This is a genomic window from uncultured Aureimonas sp. (assembly GCF_913775355.1).
Classification (GTDB): domain Bacteria; phylum Pseudomonadota; class Alphaproteobacteria; order Rhizobiales; family Rhizobiaceae; genus Aureimonas.
Genome location: NZ_CAJYIU010000041.1, coordinates 1 through 15,117 on the forward strand (window position 1 = coordinate 1; position 15,117 = coordinate 15,117).

12 protein-coding genes, 1 tRNA gene and 1 pseudogene are annotated in these 15,117 nt (G+C 70.1%); 6 read left to right on the forward strand and 8 right to left on the reverse strand.

Going from position 1 to position 15,117, the window contains the following annotated elements; genetic code table 11:
- Window positions 1–180, forward strand: a pseudogene (locus QZ753_RS02830) (putrescine/spermidine ABC transporter permease); the annotation flags it as partial.
- The gene (locus QZ753_RS02835; protein WP_294641030.1) at window positions 180–998 is read left to right on the forward strand and encodes an ABC transporter permease; all 819 of its coding nucleotides are present in this window, start codon (window positions 180–182) and stop codon (window positions 996–998) included. The pseudogene QZ753_RS02830 and the gene QZ753_RS02835, both read left to right, overlap by 1 nt.
- Here QZ753_RS02835 and QZ753_RS02840 read toward each other — a convergent pair whose 3' ends face one another.
- From QZ753_RS02840 to QZ753_RS02860, 5 genes are all read right to left on the reverse strand, one after another.
- The gene (locus tag QZ753_RS02840; RefSeq protein WP_294641032.1) at window positions 999–2,198 is read right to left on the reverse strand and encodes a hypothetical protein; all 1,200 of its coding nucleotides are present in this window, start codon (window positions 2,196–2,198) and stop codon (window positions 999–1,001) included.
- A 44-nt stretch (window positions 2,199–2,242) separates the two neighbouring features.
- Entirely contained in the window at window positions 2,243–4,126 is a 1,884-nt protein-coding gene (locus tag QZ753_RS02845; protein ID WP_294641034.1) for an AsmA-like C-terminal region-containing protein, read from the reverse strand.
- A gap of 124 nt (window positions 4,127–4,250) precedes the next feature.
- Window positions 4,251–5,945, reverse strand: coding sequence for an iron ABC transporter permease (locus tag QZ753_RS02850; RefSeq protein ID WP_294641036.1), 1,695 nt, complete (start codon window positions 5,943–5,945; stop codon window positions 4,251–4,253).
- Between the two features lie 79 nt (window positions 5,946–6,024).
- Entirely contained in the window at window positions 6,025–7,071 is a 1,047-nt protein-coding gene (locus tag QZ753_RS02855) for a Fe(3+) ABC transporter substrate-binding protein (protein WP_294641038.1), read from the reverse strand.
- A gap of 231 nt (window positions 7,072–7,302) precedes the next feature.
- Window positions 7,303–10,296: a PAS domain-containing protein gene (locus QZ753_RS02860; protein ID WP_294641040.1), complete on the reverse strand. Its 2,994-nt coding sequence runs from the start codon at window positions 10,294–10,296 to the stop codon at window positions 7,303–7,305.
- Window positions 10,297–10,539: 243 nt separating this feature from the next.
- On the opposite strand from QZ753_RS02860, the gene QZ753_RS02865 reads away from it, so the two are divergent.
- From QZ753_RS02865 to QZ753_RS02880, 4 genes are all read left to right on the forward strand, one after another.
- On the forward strand, window positions 10,540–11,028 hold the full coding sequence (locus tag QZ753_RS02865) for a phasin family protein (RefSeq protein WP_294641042.1): 489 nt from the start codon (window positions 10,540–10,542) through the stop codon (window positions 11,026–11,028).
- 81 nt (window positions 11,029–11,109) lie between these two features.
- Window positions 11,110–11,186, forward strand: a tRNA-His gene (locus QZ753_RS02870).
- Window positions 11,187–11,330: 144 nt separating this feature from the next.
- Complete coding sequence (locus QZ753_RS02875; RefSeq protein WP_294641044.1) at window positions 11,331–12,308, forward strand: ABC transporter ATP-binding protein; 978 nt, start codon at window positions 11,331–11,333, stop codon at window positions 12,306–12,308.
- Window positions 12,305–13,066: an ABC transporter permease gene (locus tag QZ753_RS02880; RefSeq protein WP_294641046.1), complete on the forward strand. Its 762-nt coding sequence runs from the start codon at window positions 12,305–12,307 to the stop codon at window positions 13,064–13,066. Before QZ753_RS02875 ends, QZ753_RS02880 begins: the two co-directional genes overlap by 4 nt.
- Before the next feature lie 20 nt (window positions 13,067–13,086).
- On the opposite strand, the gene QZ753_RS02885 is transcribed toward QZ753_RS02880, so the two are convergent.
- The 3 genes from QZ753_RS02885 to QZ753_RS02895 are packed head-to-tail and all read right to left on the reverse strand — an operon-like array spanning window position 13,087 to window position 15,083.
- On the reverse strand, window positions 13,087–13,506 hold the full coding sequence (locus QZ753_RS02885) for an ester cyclase (RefSeq protein ID WP_294641048.1): 420 nt from the start codon (window positions 13,504–13,506) through the stop codon (window positions 13,087–13,089).
- A 30-nt stretch (window positions 13,507–13,536) separates the two neighbouring features.
- The gene (locus tag QZ753_RS02890; RefSeq protein ID WP_294641049.1) at window positions 13,537–14,133 is read right to left on the reverse strand and encodes a glutathione S-transferase family protein; all 597 of its coding nucleotides are present in this window, start codon (window positions 14,131–14,133) and stop codon (window positions 13,537–13,539) included.
- Window positions 14,133–15,083 (reverse strand): glutathione S-transferase family protein, encoded by a 951-nt coding sequence (locus tag QZ753_RS02895; protein WP_294641050.1) that lies wholly within the window; start codon window positions 15,081–15,083, stop codon window positions 14,133–14,135. Before QZ753_RS02895 ends, QZ753_RS02890 begins: the two co-directional genes overlap by 1 nt.
- Window positions 15,084–15,117: the final 34 nt, after the last annotated feature.

The following is a 15,117-nucleotide window of genomic DNA, read 5'->3' on the forward strand; positions in this document are numbered from 1 at the left end:
GAGTTCGTGATCCCCGATCTTCTCGGCGGCTCGCAGACGCTGATGATCGGCAAGACGCTCTGGGACGAGTTCTTCACCAACCGCGACTGGCCGGTGGCCTCGGCGGTGGCGGTGCTGCTGCTCCTCGTCCTCGTGATCCCGATCATGCTGTTCCAGCGCGTTCAGGCGAGGGTGAACTGATGCGGCGCGGGCTCTCGCTCTTCAACGTCGTGTCGCTGGTGCTGGGCTTCGCCTTCCTCTACCTGCCGATCCTGCTTCTCGTCGTCTACTCGTTCAACGCCTCGCAGCTCGTCACCGTCTGGGGCGGGTTCTCGACGCGCTGGTACGCGGCGCTCGCCGGAAACCGCCTGTTCCTCGACGCCGCCTTCGTGACGCTCCGGGTCGGCATCGTCTCGGCGACGCTGGCGACGATCCTCGGCACGCTCGCCGCGCTCGCGCTCGTGCGCCACAAGCGCTTCCGCGGGCGGCTCCTGTTCTCCGGCATGGTGTTCGCGCCGCTCGTGATGCCCGAGGTGATCACCGGCCTGTCGCTCCTCCTCCTGTTCGTCGCGATCGACTTCGACCGCGGCTTCTGGACGGTGACGATCGCCCACACGACGCTGACCATGTGCTTCGTGGCGGTGGTGGTGCAGTCACGGCTGGTGTCGTTCGACCTGTCGCTGGAGGAGGCGGCCCAGGACCTCGGCTGCCCGCCGTGGAAGGCGTTCTTCCTCGTCACCCTGCCGGTGATCTGGCCGGCGGTCGCCGCCGGCTGGATGCTGGCCTTCACCCTGTCGCTCGACGACCTCGTGATCGCGAGTTTCACCTCGGGGCCGGGCGCGACGACGCTGCCGATGCGCATCTACAGCCAGGTGCGCCTCGGCGTGACGCCCGAGATCAACGCGATCTCGACCATCCTGATCGCGGTGGTGGCGGTCGGCGTCGTGATCGCCTCGCTGCTGACGAAGCGCCAGGAGGTTCGGCGGCAGCGCGACGAGCGGCTCGCCGCCGGGGCCTGATCAGCCCTTGCAGCCGCAGCTGTCCGCGTGCGCCGTCTCGATCGCCGAGAAGGTGGCTTCCAGCGCCGCCGGCAGCGGGTGGGAGGGCGCCGCGGCCGCCGCCATCAGGTAGTCGAGCGCCTCGAGGTCGGAGAGGGCGCGCACGACGTCGGCGCGCTGCAGCGGGTCGGCGGACGGCTGGACCAGACGCTGGCGAAGCTCGACGAGAAGCGTGAGCGAAGGCCGGACATCCGACGCGCTCGGCCCCGGCGCCGGGATCGCACCGGTCTGCATCGGGTCCGTGCCGGCGACCGCGAGGCCGCCGAGGACGCCTGCGGTTTCGGCACGGCTCGACAGGTCGCGGATCACCCGCGCGATATCGCTTTCGCTGGCCAGCGCTTCGCTCGGCTTCATCGGCGGCAGGTCGGGATCGGAGCTGCCTTCCGACACGCCGACGTCCTGGCGCGTCGCCACGCGCATCACGGGGCCGTAGACGTCGCTCGCCTGGAAGCCGACGCTGGAGCGCAGGTTGCTGGCGACCAGCGCCTCGCCCGGCCGGTCGTCCGGCGCGAACCGGGGGAGGGGCGCCGGGCGGAGCGCCGTGCGCGCGGCGTCGAGGCTGACGCGAGCCGCCTCGCGCTGGGTCTCCACGAGGGCTGCGAGCCGGTCGGGCGACTGGCCGATGCGCGCGGCCTGCGCCCGCAGCGTCGTGAGATAGGCGTCGATGCCGCTGCAAAGGAACGGCGTTTCCTTCTGGGACAGGAAGTCGCCGAGATCCTCGCGGATGCGCGCGGCAATCCAGCGCGCGTTGGCGTCGAGCGGACCGACGGTGCGGCCCCGCGCCTTGGCGAGATCGGCCGCCGTGCGCAGCGCCGCGGCATTGCCGCCCGGCTGCGACCGGCCGGCGGGGGGGAAGATCAGAACGCCGGGAAGCGCGGCATCCGACGCACCGACATCGGCACCGGCCGCAACCTTCAGGGCCGCGAACTCGCGCTCGCGGATGGCGCCGAAGCGGGCGTGGAAGGCGTCGGCGCAGGCGGCGGGCGAGGCGCGCTTCGTCATCGTGGCGACCGTCGCGGCCTGGCCTTCTGTCGTCCCGGCGGCGCCGACGACGATAACCGACGAGGCGGCGGCCGGGCTTCCCGCGACGGCGGCCGTGGCGGCGAGGGCGAGGAACAGCGAGCGGACCGCAGCGGTGCGGCGGTGGGTCGTCGTGGCCATGGGCGTCCGGCTCCCGGGCAAGGGTGGCACCCCGCCCGCCGGATTCAGATCGGCGCCTTGGGCGCGTCCACGGTCATGACCGGGCGGGGCCATTCTCCCTGGATCGTAAACGGAATGGGTTGAGAGGAGGTGAACGCGCCCCCCGCGCCCGACGCTTCGACCACCGAGGATTGCGTCGTGCCGAAGAGGTTCAGGCGCCGCGTGTAGGCGTCGAGGACGCCGCGCGCCTCGCTCTTGCCCGCGGTCGTCGTCATCGACAGGGCGTCGAGGCGCATGCGCGTGCCGAACCCTTCGAGCGAAGCGGTGAGCGACTGGAAGCCCTGCGCCGCCGACGCTGCGCCGGCTTCGATCTCGTGCCGGCCAGACGCGCGCATCAGCTCGTTGGCAAAGCCGCGCATCCGCCCGTCCGAGACGCGGAGCGACAGGGTCGAGCGCCCGTTGGCCAGAAGGTCGCCCCAACTGGCGGCGGGGCCGCGGAACGAGACATCGAGATCGCCCGACCCGGCCGACACCGGCAGCGGCACGCCGGACAGGGCGTCGAGTTCGGTCATGCTGACGGCCGAGAGGCGGAGGCTGGCGTCGACGCTCGGATGCCCGTTGGTCGAGGCGAAGCGCAGGCGCAAGCCGCCGCGCCCACCGAGCGCCGCCATGTCGCCGATGTCGAGCGTGCCGGCCCCGCCGACCACCTTGATGGCGGCTGCAAGCTCGCTCGCCGCCACGGGGCCGAGCTGGGCGCGTTCGGCCGACAGGCGGAGATCGATGTCGAGGTCGCGCCCGAGCGCGAAGCGCATCGGCCGCTGGAGATCGAGAACGTTGCGCGGGATCGGGGCGATCGCCTGGAACGCACGCCCGAGGTCGAGATCGGAAAACGCGAGGGTTCCCGACAGCGAGCGCCGTCCCGCCGTGCCCGACAGATCGGCCTCCAGCGCGCCACGCGCCTGGTTGCCGCCGAGGTCGAGCTGGACCGCGCCGAAGTTCAGCCGCTCGCCCGACAGCTCGATCCGCGTTTCCAAGGCGAGCGCGCCGAGATCGGGCACCGACGGTTCGCCGAGCCAGCGCGCCGCCCGCGACAGGGAGGGGGTCGCCAGGCGCACGAGACCGGACAGCTGCAGCGGCGTCCGGCCGGAGCCCTCGCCCGAGAAGCTGACCTCGCCGGAAGGGCCGGACAGGACGAGCCGGAGCGGGCTCGTCTCGCCGTCGAAGAAGGGGACGGGACGGTCCAGCTGCCCCTGGACCTTGGCCGGCTGGCCGTTCCAGACGAAGGAGCCGGACAGGTTGGCAGGCGCGCCGTCGCCGTTCCAGCGGAAGTCGATGTCGGCGCTGGACACGGGACTGTCCATTCCCGGCAGGCGGACCAGCCCGTCGCGCAGCCGCAGTTCGTTGACGCCCTGGAACCGTGCGAGCCGGGCCCGCATCGCCTCGCGCCCGCCGGCGGGCGCCGCCGGCGCGGGCACGGTCGCGTCCGGCGGGGTTGCGGCCGCGGTCGGGACAGGGGGACTGAGCGCTGCGGGATCGGCGGGGCCGAGTTCCGGCCGGACCATCGTCACCCGGCGGATCTCGGCGCGCCCGGCCAGGGCGTCGAGGAGGTTGAAGTCGGCTTCCAGCCGGTCGACGTCGAGCTGCAGCGCTGCGCCGTCCGCCGTGGTGACGGCACGCACGTCGGAAAGGATCACGCTCGGACGTGGAAGGAGCGAGAATTCCGCCGTGCCCGCCACCGAGACCGGCGCGCCGACCAGCCGGCCGAGCCGGGCCTCGATTTCGGCCTGCGCCGCGGGCAGGGTGAGGGGGAAGGTCGAGAAGGCCGCGGCGAGGCCGCCGCCCAGCACCAGCGCCACCGCGCCGCCGATCGCCAGCGAGCGCCTGACCCCGCGTCGGCGCGGGCTCGCATCCGTCGGGACACGAGGTGACGGATCGCGCGCTGAGGTCAAGAAGGGCCTTTCGAATGGCGGAATCGGGCGGTCGGCCGGACAACGGTCCGTCGGATCACTGCCTGTGTCGCACCGAATTGTGCCGGAGCCAAGGCGTCGGCGCGCCCGGCTTGCCCGAACCTTGTCAGTCGGCGCGCGGTCGGCCGTCCCGCGCGAGGCTTCGGGTGAGGACGACGACGGGGAGGATGCCGGTCGCGACGATCAGAAGGCTGGCGATCGCGCCATCTTCGAAGGCGGCGCGCGAGGCCTGCGCGTAGACGAAGGTGGCGAGCGTGTCGAAGTCGAAGGGACGAAGCAGGATCGTCGCCGAAAGCTCCTTGGCGGCTTCCACGAAGACGAGAAGCATGGCGGTGAGGAGGGCCGGGCGCATGAGCGGCAGGAGAACCCGCCGCAGCGTGCCGCCCGGTCCGTGACCGAGCGCGCGCGAGGCCATGTCGAGATGCGGCGACAGGCGCGCGAAGCCGTTGTCGAGCGAGCCGTGGCCCATCGCCATGAAGCGCGCCGTGCAGGCGAAGACGATTGCAAAGCCTGAGCCGGACAGGAGAAGCCCGGTCGACACCCCAAGCGAAGCGCGAAGGGCGGCGTCCAGCGCGTTGTCGAAGGCGGCGAAGGGCACGAGGATGCCCATGGCGAGGATCGTGCCCGGCACCGCATAGCCGAAGGCGGCCAGCCGCGACAGGACGCGGAGCGGCCGGGCGTTGGTGAGGCGAATGCCGTAGGCGACGAGAAAGCCGATCGCGACCGTCAGGAGTGCGGTCGAACCGGCAACGACGATCGTGTGCCGGAGCGCGCGCCAGAGCTGCGGATCGGCGAAGTCCTCCGGCCGCCGGACGGCGTATCCGCCGAGGATGGCGAGCGGCACGCCGAAGCCCGAGGCGATCGGCAGGAGGCAGGCCGCGGCGGCCGCCCAGCCCTTCCAGCCGCCGAGCCGCTCGGCGCCGGCGCGCACGGTGTCGGACCGCCCCGCAGTGAATCGCTGGCGCCGCCGCGCGAAGCGCTCGATCCAGAGGAGAAGGAGGATGAAGGCGAGCATTAGGAGCGCGATCTGCGTCGCGCCGGCGAGATCGCCCCGGTTGAGCCAGGTCGCATAGACCGCGAAGGTCAGCGTCTGGACGCCGAGGAATTCGACCGCGCCGATGTCGTTGACGGTCTCCATGAGGACCAGCGCGACGCCGACCGCGATCGCGGGGCGCGCCATCGGCAGGAGCACGGTGGCGAGGATGCGCAGGCGACCCGCGCCGAGCGTGCGCGCGACGTCGGCCGCCTTGCGACCCTGCATCAGGAAGACGAGCCGGACCGTCAGGAAGACATAAGGGTAGAGGACGCTCGACAGGACGAGGACGGCGCCGCCGGCCGAACGGATGTCGGGAAACCAGTAGTCGGAGCGCATCGTCCAGCCGAACAGCGCCCGGAGGCCGGACTGGACCGGCCCGACATAATGCAGGAGTTCGTTGAAGCAGTAGGCCGCGATATAGGTCGGTACGGCGAGCGGCAGCACCAGCGCCCAGGCGAAGACGCGCTGGCCGGGGAAGCGGAAGCTCGTGACCAGCCAGGCGGTGAGCGTGCCGACGACGGCGGTCGCAAGGCCGACGCCCGCCATCAGCGCCAGCGTCGTGCCGGTGGCGCGCGGCAGGACGGTGCGGGCGAGGTGCGACCAGTTCGCGGTGCCGCCGGTGAGCGCGATCGCCGCGAGCGACAGGACGGGAAGCGCGACGAGGAGCCCGACGGCAAGCGCCGCGGCCAGGAACAAGCGCTCCGAGCCGACGCTCGCCCGCCGCGCCGGCACGACGCCCGCGCTGCCCAACCGCAATTCGCTCAAAGCCGTCCCTCGTGTGTCCACGCGTCGGCGCGGGCGGCCTTTCCGGCCGCCAGCGCCATCATCCCTGCAAGAGGAGGGGTCAGGACTTCGGGCCGTTGTCGAAGCCGACCTCGTCGACGAGCTCCGAGGCCTTGGCGCGGTTGGCCGCGATGTCGCTCAGCGACAGCGTGTCCGGCTTCAGCGTGCCGAAGCTCTTCACCGTCTCCGACAGGGCGACGCCCGGCTTCAGCGGGTACTCGTAGTTCACCTCGGCGTAGATGCGCTGGGCCTCGTCGGTCGTGAGGAATTCCATGAACTTCACCGCGTTGTCGCGGTTCGGAGCGTTCTTGGCGAGGCCCATGCCGGAGATGTTGACGTGGGTGCCGCCGTTCTCGAAGGTCGGCAGGATCACCTTGATGGCGTTCGCCCACTCCTTCTGCTCCGGCTCCTTCTCGTTGTTCTGCATCAGGCCGACGTAATAGGTGTTGCCGATGGCGATGTCGCACTGGCCGGCCGCGATGTTGCGCGCTTGGTCGCGGTCGCCGCCCTCGGGCGCCGAGGCGAGGTTGTCGCGCAGGCCCGTCAGCCAGGTCCGCGTCGCCTCCTCGCCGTGATGGGCGAGATAGGCCGCGATCAGCGCGACGTTGTACTGGTGCTGGCCCGAGCGGATGCAGATCTTGCCCTTCCACTTCGGGTCGGCAAGGCTCTCGTAGGTGATCGCCTCGTCGCCGACGCGCTCCTTCGAGGCGTAGACGACGCGGGCGCGCGAGGTGACGCCCGACCATTCCTTGCCCGCATCGCGAAATTCCGCCGGAATGTCCTTCTCGATCACCGCGTCCTCGAGCGGCTGCAGCACGCCGGCCTGCTTGGTGGCGTCGAGGCGGCCGATGTCGACCGTCAGCACGACGTCGGCCGGCGAGTTGGCGCCCTCCGCCTTGATGCGCTCCTCGAGACCCTTCTCGATGAAGATCGTCGCCGTGGTGAGGCCGGTCTCCTTGGTGAAGGCGTCGAGCAGCGGCTGGATCAGCGCCGGCTGGCGCGAGGAGTAGATGTTGACGTCGGCCGCCTGCGCCACGGCCGGCGCGGACAGAGCGAGGGCGCAGACGCCCAGTCCGAAGGCGGCTCGGCTCGAAAGAAGCTTGGTCATATCGGGTCCTCGTGGCATCGCCGACGCCGGGCGCCGGTCGCAGAAGGGGACGGCGGCACCAAAACGGCCCCGCCGGGCGGTCCGCAAAACTTGTGTCTCGCAGTCCGGTTTCGGATGCCCCAGTCGGCAAACGGAATCAAGTAGAAACGGCAGTAACGTTCCGTTCAACTGCCACATTGGAATCGTTCTAGAAGCAACGTTCAGACGATAATGCTTGCGAAGGATTGTGCGTCAGTCCGCCAGAACCCGCTGCGCGGGGAAGACGATCTCGACCAACGTTCCCTCGCCGGGTGTCGAGGCGATGGAGAACTGCGCCCGGTTCGCCTCGGCCATCGCCTTCGTCAGCGGCAGGCCGAGGCCTGTGCCTTCGCCGCGTTCGTCGCGCCCGGCATTCACCTGCTGGAACGGGGTCAGCGCGATCTCGATCTCGCGCTCGGTCATGCCGATCCCCGAATCGCGGAAGCGCAGCGCCACCTCGCCGGACGACCCGTAATGGGTCGAGGCGACGATCTGGCCGCCGGCCGGCGTGAAGCGCACGGCGTTGGCAATGAGGTTCAGGGCGATCTGGCGCACCGAGCGCCGGTCGGCGACGACGCTCGGCACGCTCGCGGGCAGCACCGAGCGGACGATGACGCGCTCGCGGTTGGCCTGCGGCTGCATCAGCGACACGACCTCGGCGACCACCTCGTTGAGCGACACCGCCTCGAAGGCGAGGTCGACCTTGCCGGCCTCGATCTTGGAGATGTCGAGGAGGTCGTTGACGAGATCGAGCACGTGGTGGCCCGAGCGCTTGATGTCGCCGAGATACTCGAGATAGCGCTCGTGGCCGATCGGGCCGAAGCATTCCGAGGCCATGACGTCGGCAAAGCCGATGATGGCGTTCAAGGGCGTTCGCAGCTCGTGGCTGATATTGGCGAGGAAGCGGCTCTTGTGGAGGCTGGCGTCCTCGGCGAGGCGGCGCGCCTCGATCAGATCGGATTCGGCGCTCTTCCACTGCGCGATGTCGCGGATCACCACGCACCAGCCGCGGCCCTGGCTGAGGCGGCCGAGGGTCATGAAGAGCGGGATCGTGCGGTCGCCGCCCGCAACCCGCGCCTCGACCTCGCGCCCGTCGTTGAGGATCGCGGCGAGCCCATTGTCGCGCAGGGTGCCGATGTAGTCGGTGAGGACGCGGCGGCTGTCGGGCGCCAGAAGCTCCTGCAGCGGCAGGCCGACGTAGGACTCGGGGCGAAGACCGAACAGCGCCTCGGCGGCACCGTTCATCTTGCGCAGCCGCTCGCCCTCGTCGAGGAGGAGGATGCCGTCGGTGGCCGTGTCGAGAACGGCCTGGAGTTCCTCCACCTCGCCCTGCAGGTCGAGAAGGATCGGCGTCATGTCCTCCTCCGGCTCGGCCTCGGCCGGCGGGAAGGACATGAGAAGGCAGGAGCGCCCGGCGACGCTGATGCGCTGAAGATGCAGGCGCGCGCGCTCGAACGAGCCGTCGGCGCACTGGATCAGCGCCGTCTCGTCCTCGAAGCCGGAGCCCGACGTCTGCACGAGGTGATCGAGGCCGCCGGCCGCTTCCAGCGCGTCGAGGTCGTCGTAGCGCGTCAGCGTGAAGAAGCGCCGGTTGGCGAAGATCAGCCGCTCCTGCATCTGCACGAGGACGGCCAGCGGCAGGGCGTCGAGCATGTCCTCGAGTTCCTGCACCGGCAGGAGCAGCGTCGAGCCGTCGTCCGGCGCGGCGTCGGAGGCCGCGGTCTCGACCGGCGCGGCGAGGGGCGCCTGCGCGTCGGCCAGAGCCTCGTGCGCGCGAAGGCCGAGCTTCGCCCCGATCGCCTTGAAGGCCGCGACCTCGGCATTCGAGAGATTAGCCTCACGGCGGCGGCGCTCGGCGACCGTCTCGACGCCCATCATCGGGGGCGCCGTGCGGCGTCCGAAGGCCGCTGCGGCTTGCGCCTCCGGCGCGTCGTCGCCCGCGGGTGCGCTCGCCGAGGCGACGTCGATGCGGGCGCTGCGCTCGGGGAGCGCGAGCGCGAGGCCGATCGCCGCCGGATCGCTCTCGTGCTCGGACGGCCGCACCACGCCGAAGCCGCGGAAGCCGAGGAACTCGCGATCGCGGCTGTAGAGCGGCAGCCCCGCGAGATCGATCGGCGCGCGGCGGTCGGTGCCCTCGATCGGCCACAGGATCGTGCGGCCCGACCACGTGTCGCGCCGCTGCAGGAGGCGCTCGATCTCGCCGGTCTCGTCGAAGCCGAAGACGCGCGCGACATCGGCGAAGGGCCGGCCGATCACGTCCGCCGCGCGCGGGCCGACGATCGCGGCGAACTCCGGCGACAGCTGCGAGAAGCAGGTCTCGGCGTCGGTCTGCCAGACGAAGCGAACGGGCTCGGCGTCGAGGACGGCGCGGAAGGGCTCGGCGGACAGGGCGGCCGGGGCCGGCTCGGGCATCTCGTCGGGAAGGTCGAGCATGTCGGCCGGAGCGCTTGCCTCGGCTTCGGCCAGTAGCGGAACGACGGCTTCGCGCGCATCGTCATCCGCGTCGAGGGCCGGTTCGGCGGAGGCGGGCGCCTCGGCTTCCGCCTCGGCCGGCGGTTCGTCCTCGGCCGGCGTGGCGACCGTCTCGGTGTCGTCCGGCGTGCCCTGATCCCCGGCAGCGCCCCCGGCCTCGGTCGGCATGTCGATGTGGATCAGCACCAGCCCGCTGCCGACGCGGGTGAACGACAGGGCGCCGGCCTCGTCCTCGACCACGAGGCGGTCCTCGTCGGCCTGCAGGAACTCCTGTCCCTGGATCGCCAGAAGCGAGTGCTCGTCCTCCGGCAGGCGATCGGTCGCCGCCAGCATTCCGGTCGGTCCGACGACGCAGGCCAGGGCCTCGGTCAGCCCCGCGTCCCGCAGGAATTCGCGCGCCTGTTCCCCGGGCGTGGGGGCCGCATCAAGGCCGAGCTTCACGGACAGGAGCGCCAGATGGGCGCCCCCGGCCGAGATCGCCTCGAGCCGCGCCAAGAGCGCCTTGCCGAGGCCGCTGGCTTCGGGCGGGCGCAGGAGAAGCTGGGTGCGGCCCTTGCCCGCGAAGGCCTCGCGCGCCGAGCGAACCTGGCGCATGGCGTCGGCATCCGGCGTCTCGGCCTGCCCCAGCAGCCGTCGGCCGGCCGCATTCATCCAGAGGATTTGCGACAGCCCGGCATCCAGCACGGCCACGGCCGAACCGGTCTGCGCGGCCGCGCGGACGGACTTCAGCGACATGATGTCGAGGGCGGACGGAATGGCCTTGCGCTCCTGCGGGCGGTCGATCGGTTACTGCTTCGTTAATAAGGCCAGCGTGAGATCAAATCCAGAACCGACGGCCGCCGCCGCACCTGAAAGCCGGGGCAGGGTTAACATGGCTGTGTGAATGCCGTGCCGGCCCTGTTCGAGCCCCGCGCACGCCCCTAGTTTGTCGTTTGCGGATTGTGGATCCGCCATCATCCGGTCGAGGAGAATGCCGTCATGTCCGATACCGAGAACTTCAACTCCGGCGATCCGGCGCGCGACGCCTTCGACAACGCCAAGCGCGCCCAGGCCGCCATGGGCATCGACCCGTCGAAGATGGGCGAGGCCTTCCGCACGATGACGCAGACGTCGATCGAGCAGTCGAAGGAAGCCTATGCGCGGATGAAGTCGGCCGCCGACCAGGCGACGCAGACGCTGGAAGCGACCGTCGAGAACGCGCACTCGGGCTCGCTGAATCTCACCAAGCGCGCCATCGAGGGCATGCGGGCGCAGGCCGAGATGAACTTCCAGCATTTCGAGAAGCTCGCCTCCGCCAAGTCGATGGCCGAGTTCGTGGAACTGCAGACGAGCTTCATGCGCCGCCAGATGGAACTCTTCGCCGATCAGGCGAAGGAAATGCAGTCGTTGTCGCAGAACGTCGCGCAGGACGTCATCCGCCCGAGCCGCGACGCCGCCCAGAAGGCCACCGGCCAGGACAATTTCTGACATGAGATCGCCTCGGGCGCCGATCGCGCGCCCGAGGCTTGCCTTTGCCGCAAAAGTTTTCTATTGCGGGCCCATCGGTATGCGGTTGTAGCTCAGCTGGTTAGAGCGTCGGATTGTGGCTCCGAAGGTCGGTGGTTCGAACCCACTCAACCGTACCACCGTTTTCTCAGACGAATGATGGCACCAGACAGCGGCGCGACGCGCTTCGCCTGACCCCTCCGCGGTCGTGCCGGGGCTTGTCCAAATCGCAAGGCGCCCGAATTGTGCCTGCGATCGGCGCCGACGCGCCGGACGGAGGCCCCATGCCCAATTCCCTGTCCGCGACCGAGGCCGGCGTGCCGCCGGGTGCGGCGCGCGAGCCCATCCTCTTGGTCCGCCATCTCTCGAAATCCTATCGCTCGGGCGCCAAGGTGCTCGACGACATCAACCTGTCGATCGAGCCCGGCGAGATCTTCGCGCTGCTCGGCCCCAACGGCGCCGGCAAGACGACGCTGATCAGCATCATCTGCGGCATCGTGAACCCCGGCGAGGGCGTGGTCCGGGTCGGCGGCCACGACATCGTGCGCGACTACCGGCGAACGCGTTCGCTGATCGGCCTCGTGCCGCAGGAGCTGACCACCGACGCGTTCGAGACGGTGTGGGCGACGGTGAGCTTCAGCCGCGGCCTTTTCGGCCTCGCGCCCGATCCCGCCCATATCGAGAAGGTGCTGCGCCAGCTGTCGCTCTGGGACAAGCGCGATGCCAAGATCATGACCCTGTCGGGCGGCATGAAGCGGCGCGTCCTGATCGCCAAGGCGCTGAGCCACGAGCCGCGCGTCCTCTTCCTCGACGAGCCGACGGCAGGCGTCGACGTACGCCTGCGCCAGGACATGTGGCAGGTGGTGCGGGGCCTGCGCGACGGGGGCGTCACCGTGATCCTGACGACGCACTACATCGAGGAGGCCGAGGAGATGGCCGACCGGATCGGCGTGATCCGGGGCGGGCGCATCGTCCTCGTCGAGGAGAAGACCGCGCTGATGCGAAAGCTCGGCCGCAAGGAGATGGTGCTGACGCTGCAGGCGCCGCTCGCCGCCGTTCCCCCGGCGCTCGCCGCCTACGATCTCTCGCTGTCGGGCGAGGGGACGGAACTCACCTACGTCTACGACAGCCAGTCGGAGCGGCCGGGCATCAGCCGGCTTCTGGAGGACCTGTCGGCGGCGGGCGTGCGCCTGCGCGACGTGACGACGCGCCAGAGCACGCTGGAAGACATCTTCGTCAGCCTGGTGGAGGCCCGCCCATGAACCTCCATGCGATCCGCTCGATCTACCTCTTCGAGATGGCGCGCGCCTGGCGCACGCTCCTCCAGAGCATCGTCGCGCCGGTGATCTCGACCTCGCTCTACTTCGTGGTGTTCGGCTCTGCCATCGGCTCGCGCATGGACGCGATCGAGGGCGTCTCCTACGGCGCCTTCATCGTGCCGGGCCTCATCATGCTCTCGCTTCTGACGCAGAGCATCTCCAACGCCTCGTTCGGCATCTACTTCCCGAAGTTCACGGGCACGATCTACGAGATCCTGTCGGCGCCGGTCTCGGCGATCGAGATCACCATCGCCTATGTCGGCGCGGCGGCGACGAAGTCGGTGATCCTCGGGCTAATCATCCTCGCCACGGCCGCGCTCTTCGTTCCGCTCCGGATCGAGCATCCCGGCTTCATGCTGGCCTTCCTGATGCTGACGGCGGTGACCTTCAGCCTTCTCGGCTTCATCATCGGCATCTGGGCGGAAGGGTTCGAGAAGCTGCAGATCGTGCCGCTCCTGATCGTCACGCCGCTGACCTTCCTCGGCGGCAGCTTCTACTCGATCTCGATGCTGCCGCCGGTTTGGCAGACGGTGACGCTGTTCAACCCGGTCGTCTATCTCGTCAGCGGCTTCCGCTGGAGCTTCTACGGCACGTCCGACGTCGGCGTCGGCTGGAGTCTGGCGGCGACGCTCGGCTTCATGGTCCTGTGCGTCGCCGGGATCTGGTGGATCTTCCGCACGGGGTGGCGCATCCGCGCCTGACCCGGCGGGTGGCGTCGCCGTCAGATCGACGAGACGCCGAGCTGCTTCAGGAGCCCGAGATTGTCGAGCAGCGCCCAGTGCTCGACGAGCTTGTCGCCCTGGAAGCGGAAGAGGTCCATGACCCCGATGTCGATCGGCTTGCCGGTCGGCTCCAGTCCCATCAGCTCGCCGCCATGCGTGCCCTGCACGCGCAGGTGGATGAGCACGAGGTCGCCCTCGGCGATGGCGTGGCTGATGGGCAGCTTCATGTCGGGAATGCCGGGGTTGAGGACGTCTGCGAGCTTGCGCACCCCCTCGATCCCGCGCACCTCGAAGGGCAGGCCGGGGTCGTGGCGCACGAAGTCGTCGGCGATGTGGGCGGCCCACCAGGCCTCGTCATGGGCCTGGAACGCCTTGAAGTAGTCCCTGGCCAGTTGCTTGTTCTCTTCCGGCGTCGCCATGTGTCGTCCTCCCGAGACGGCTCTGTGATGTCAAAGGCTGGGTACGGTCGCCGCGAAGGCGGGGCGGTCGGCGACCCGGGCGCGCAGGTCTTCGAGCCGCGGATAGGCCTCGACCCAGGGTTCGCCGGGAAAACGCAGCGCGAGGTAGTCGAGCGCGACCACGCTCGCGATCACCGCGATCGAGGGCGTGCCGCCCTCGTAGTCGGGCGGATCGCTCTCCAGCTGGCGCATCCCCTCGACGATCGTGCGCCGGCGCTTGAGGCCGACGCGGTGCTCGCCGAAATTCGGGTCGACCTGCATCCGGTTGGTGACGATGTTGGCCATCGCGTCGACGACGCCCATCGCGCGGCCCGCAAGGCTGATCGTCCGGTCCAGCGGGCCGGGCAGGAGCGAGGGCTCCGGCACCTTGCGCTCCAGCCAGAGGACCACGAGCAGGCTTTCCGTGATCGGCAGGCCCTCGTCGGTCTCGATCGTCGGCACGCGCGCCGCGCTGTTCAGGGCAAGAAGGCCCGGATCGTCGCTCCACGGATTGACGATCTCGGTGCCCGAGAGGTCGAACCCCTTCTCACCGAGCGCGATGCGGGCGATCCGGGCATAGGGTGACGTCGTGTTGGTGAGGATGCGCATCAGGCGGCCTCGGCCTGCGAGGCGGCGGCCTCGAGGGGAACCGCGCTGTAGCCGAAGCGCGGGAAGTGGACGTGGACGAGCCCGACCCGCTCGTTCTCGTGGCGGATCACGATCTCGTTCCGGTCGGCGGTGACGAGAACGCCGTGGATCGGATCGTTGGCGTCGTCGGACCGGATCGCGACCGCGTCGCCCGCCTTCAGGCCGCTCGGGTCGTCGAGATCGACGCCTTCGAGGACGACGGGTTCGGCGGCGCGCGCGATCGCCAGCGCCTCGTCGGCGCCGAGCGGGCTGCGCGTGCCGTGGCCGAGCGCCGCGACGCGCTCCATCCAGGCGAGGATCGCCGGATCGAAGGGCAGGAGACGATCCGCCTCCACGCCCGCATGGGTGCGCACGAACCAAAGCGGGTGATAGGCGGAGAGGTCGGCGGCCGATACCGTGTCGCCGATCAGGAAGGGGCGGCCGTCGCGCAGCATGTCGGCGAGATGCGTCATCTGGGCGGCGACACGCTGGCGGTTGAGGCCGAGGTCGCGCAGCGAGGCGGCTTTCGAGAAGTCATGCCGCATAAAGGCGATGCGGTCCTCGATGAATTCGGGCGGCACGCCGTCGCCGATGATCGAGGTCGCGATCGAGGCCGCGGGGATGAAGGTCGTCGTGTCGGCCCACCAGGACAGGATGGCGGCCAGCCCCGTCTGCCCGCCGGGATAGAGCGTCGGTTCGGGATAGCGGCGTTCGAGCTCCCGGAAGATGAGGAGCGTGTCACAGTAGACGTCGGCGCCGATCTGCAGCACCGGCGAACGGCGATAGCCGGCCGTCAGCGGCACGGTGTCGGGCCGCGGCGGCCAGATCGGCGTCTCCACCGAGCGCCAGGCCAACCCCTTGAGCCCGAAGGCGAGACGGACCTTCTCGCCGAACGGGGACAGGTCGTAGTGGTGCAGGATCGGCTGGTCCATGGCGACGTTCCTCCCGAGAACGCGTTTCGATGAT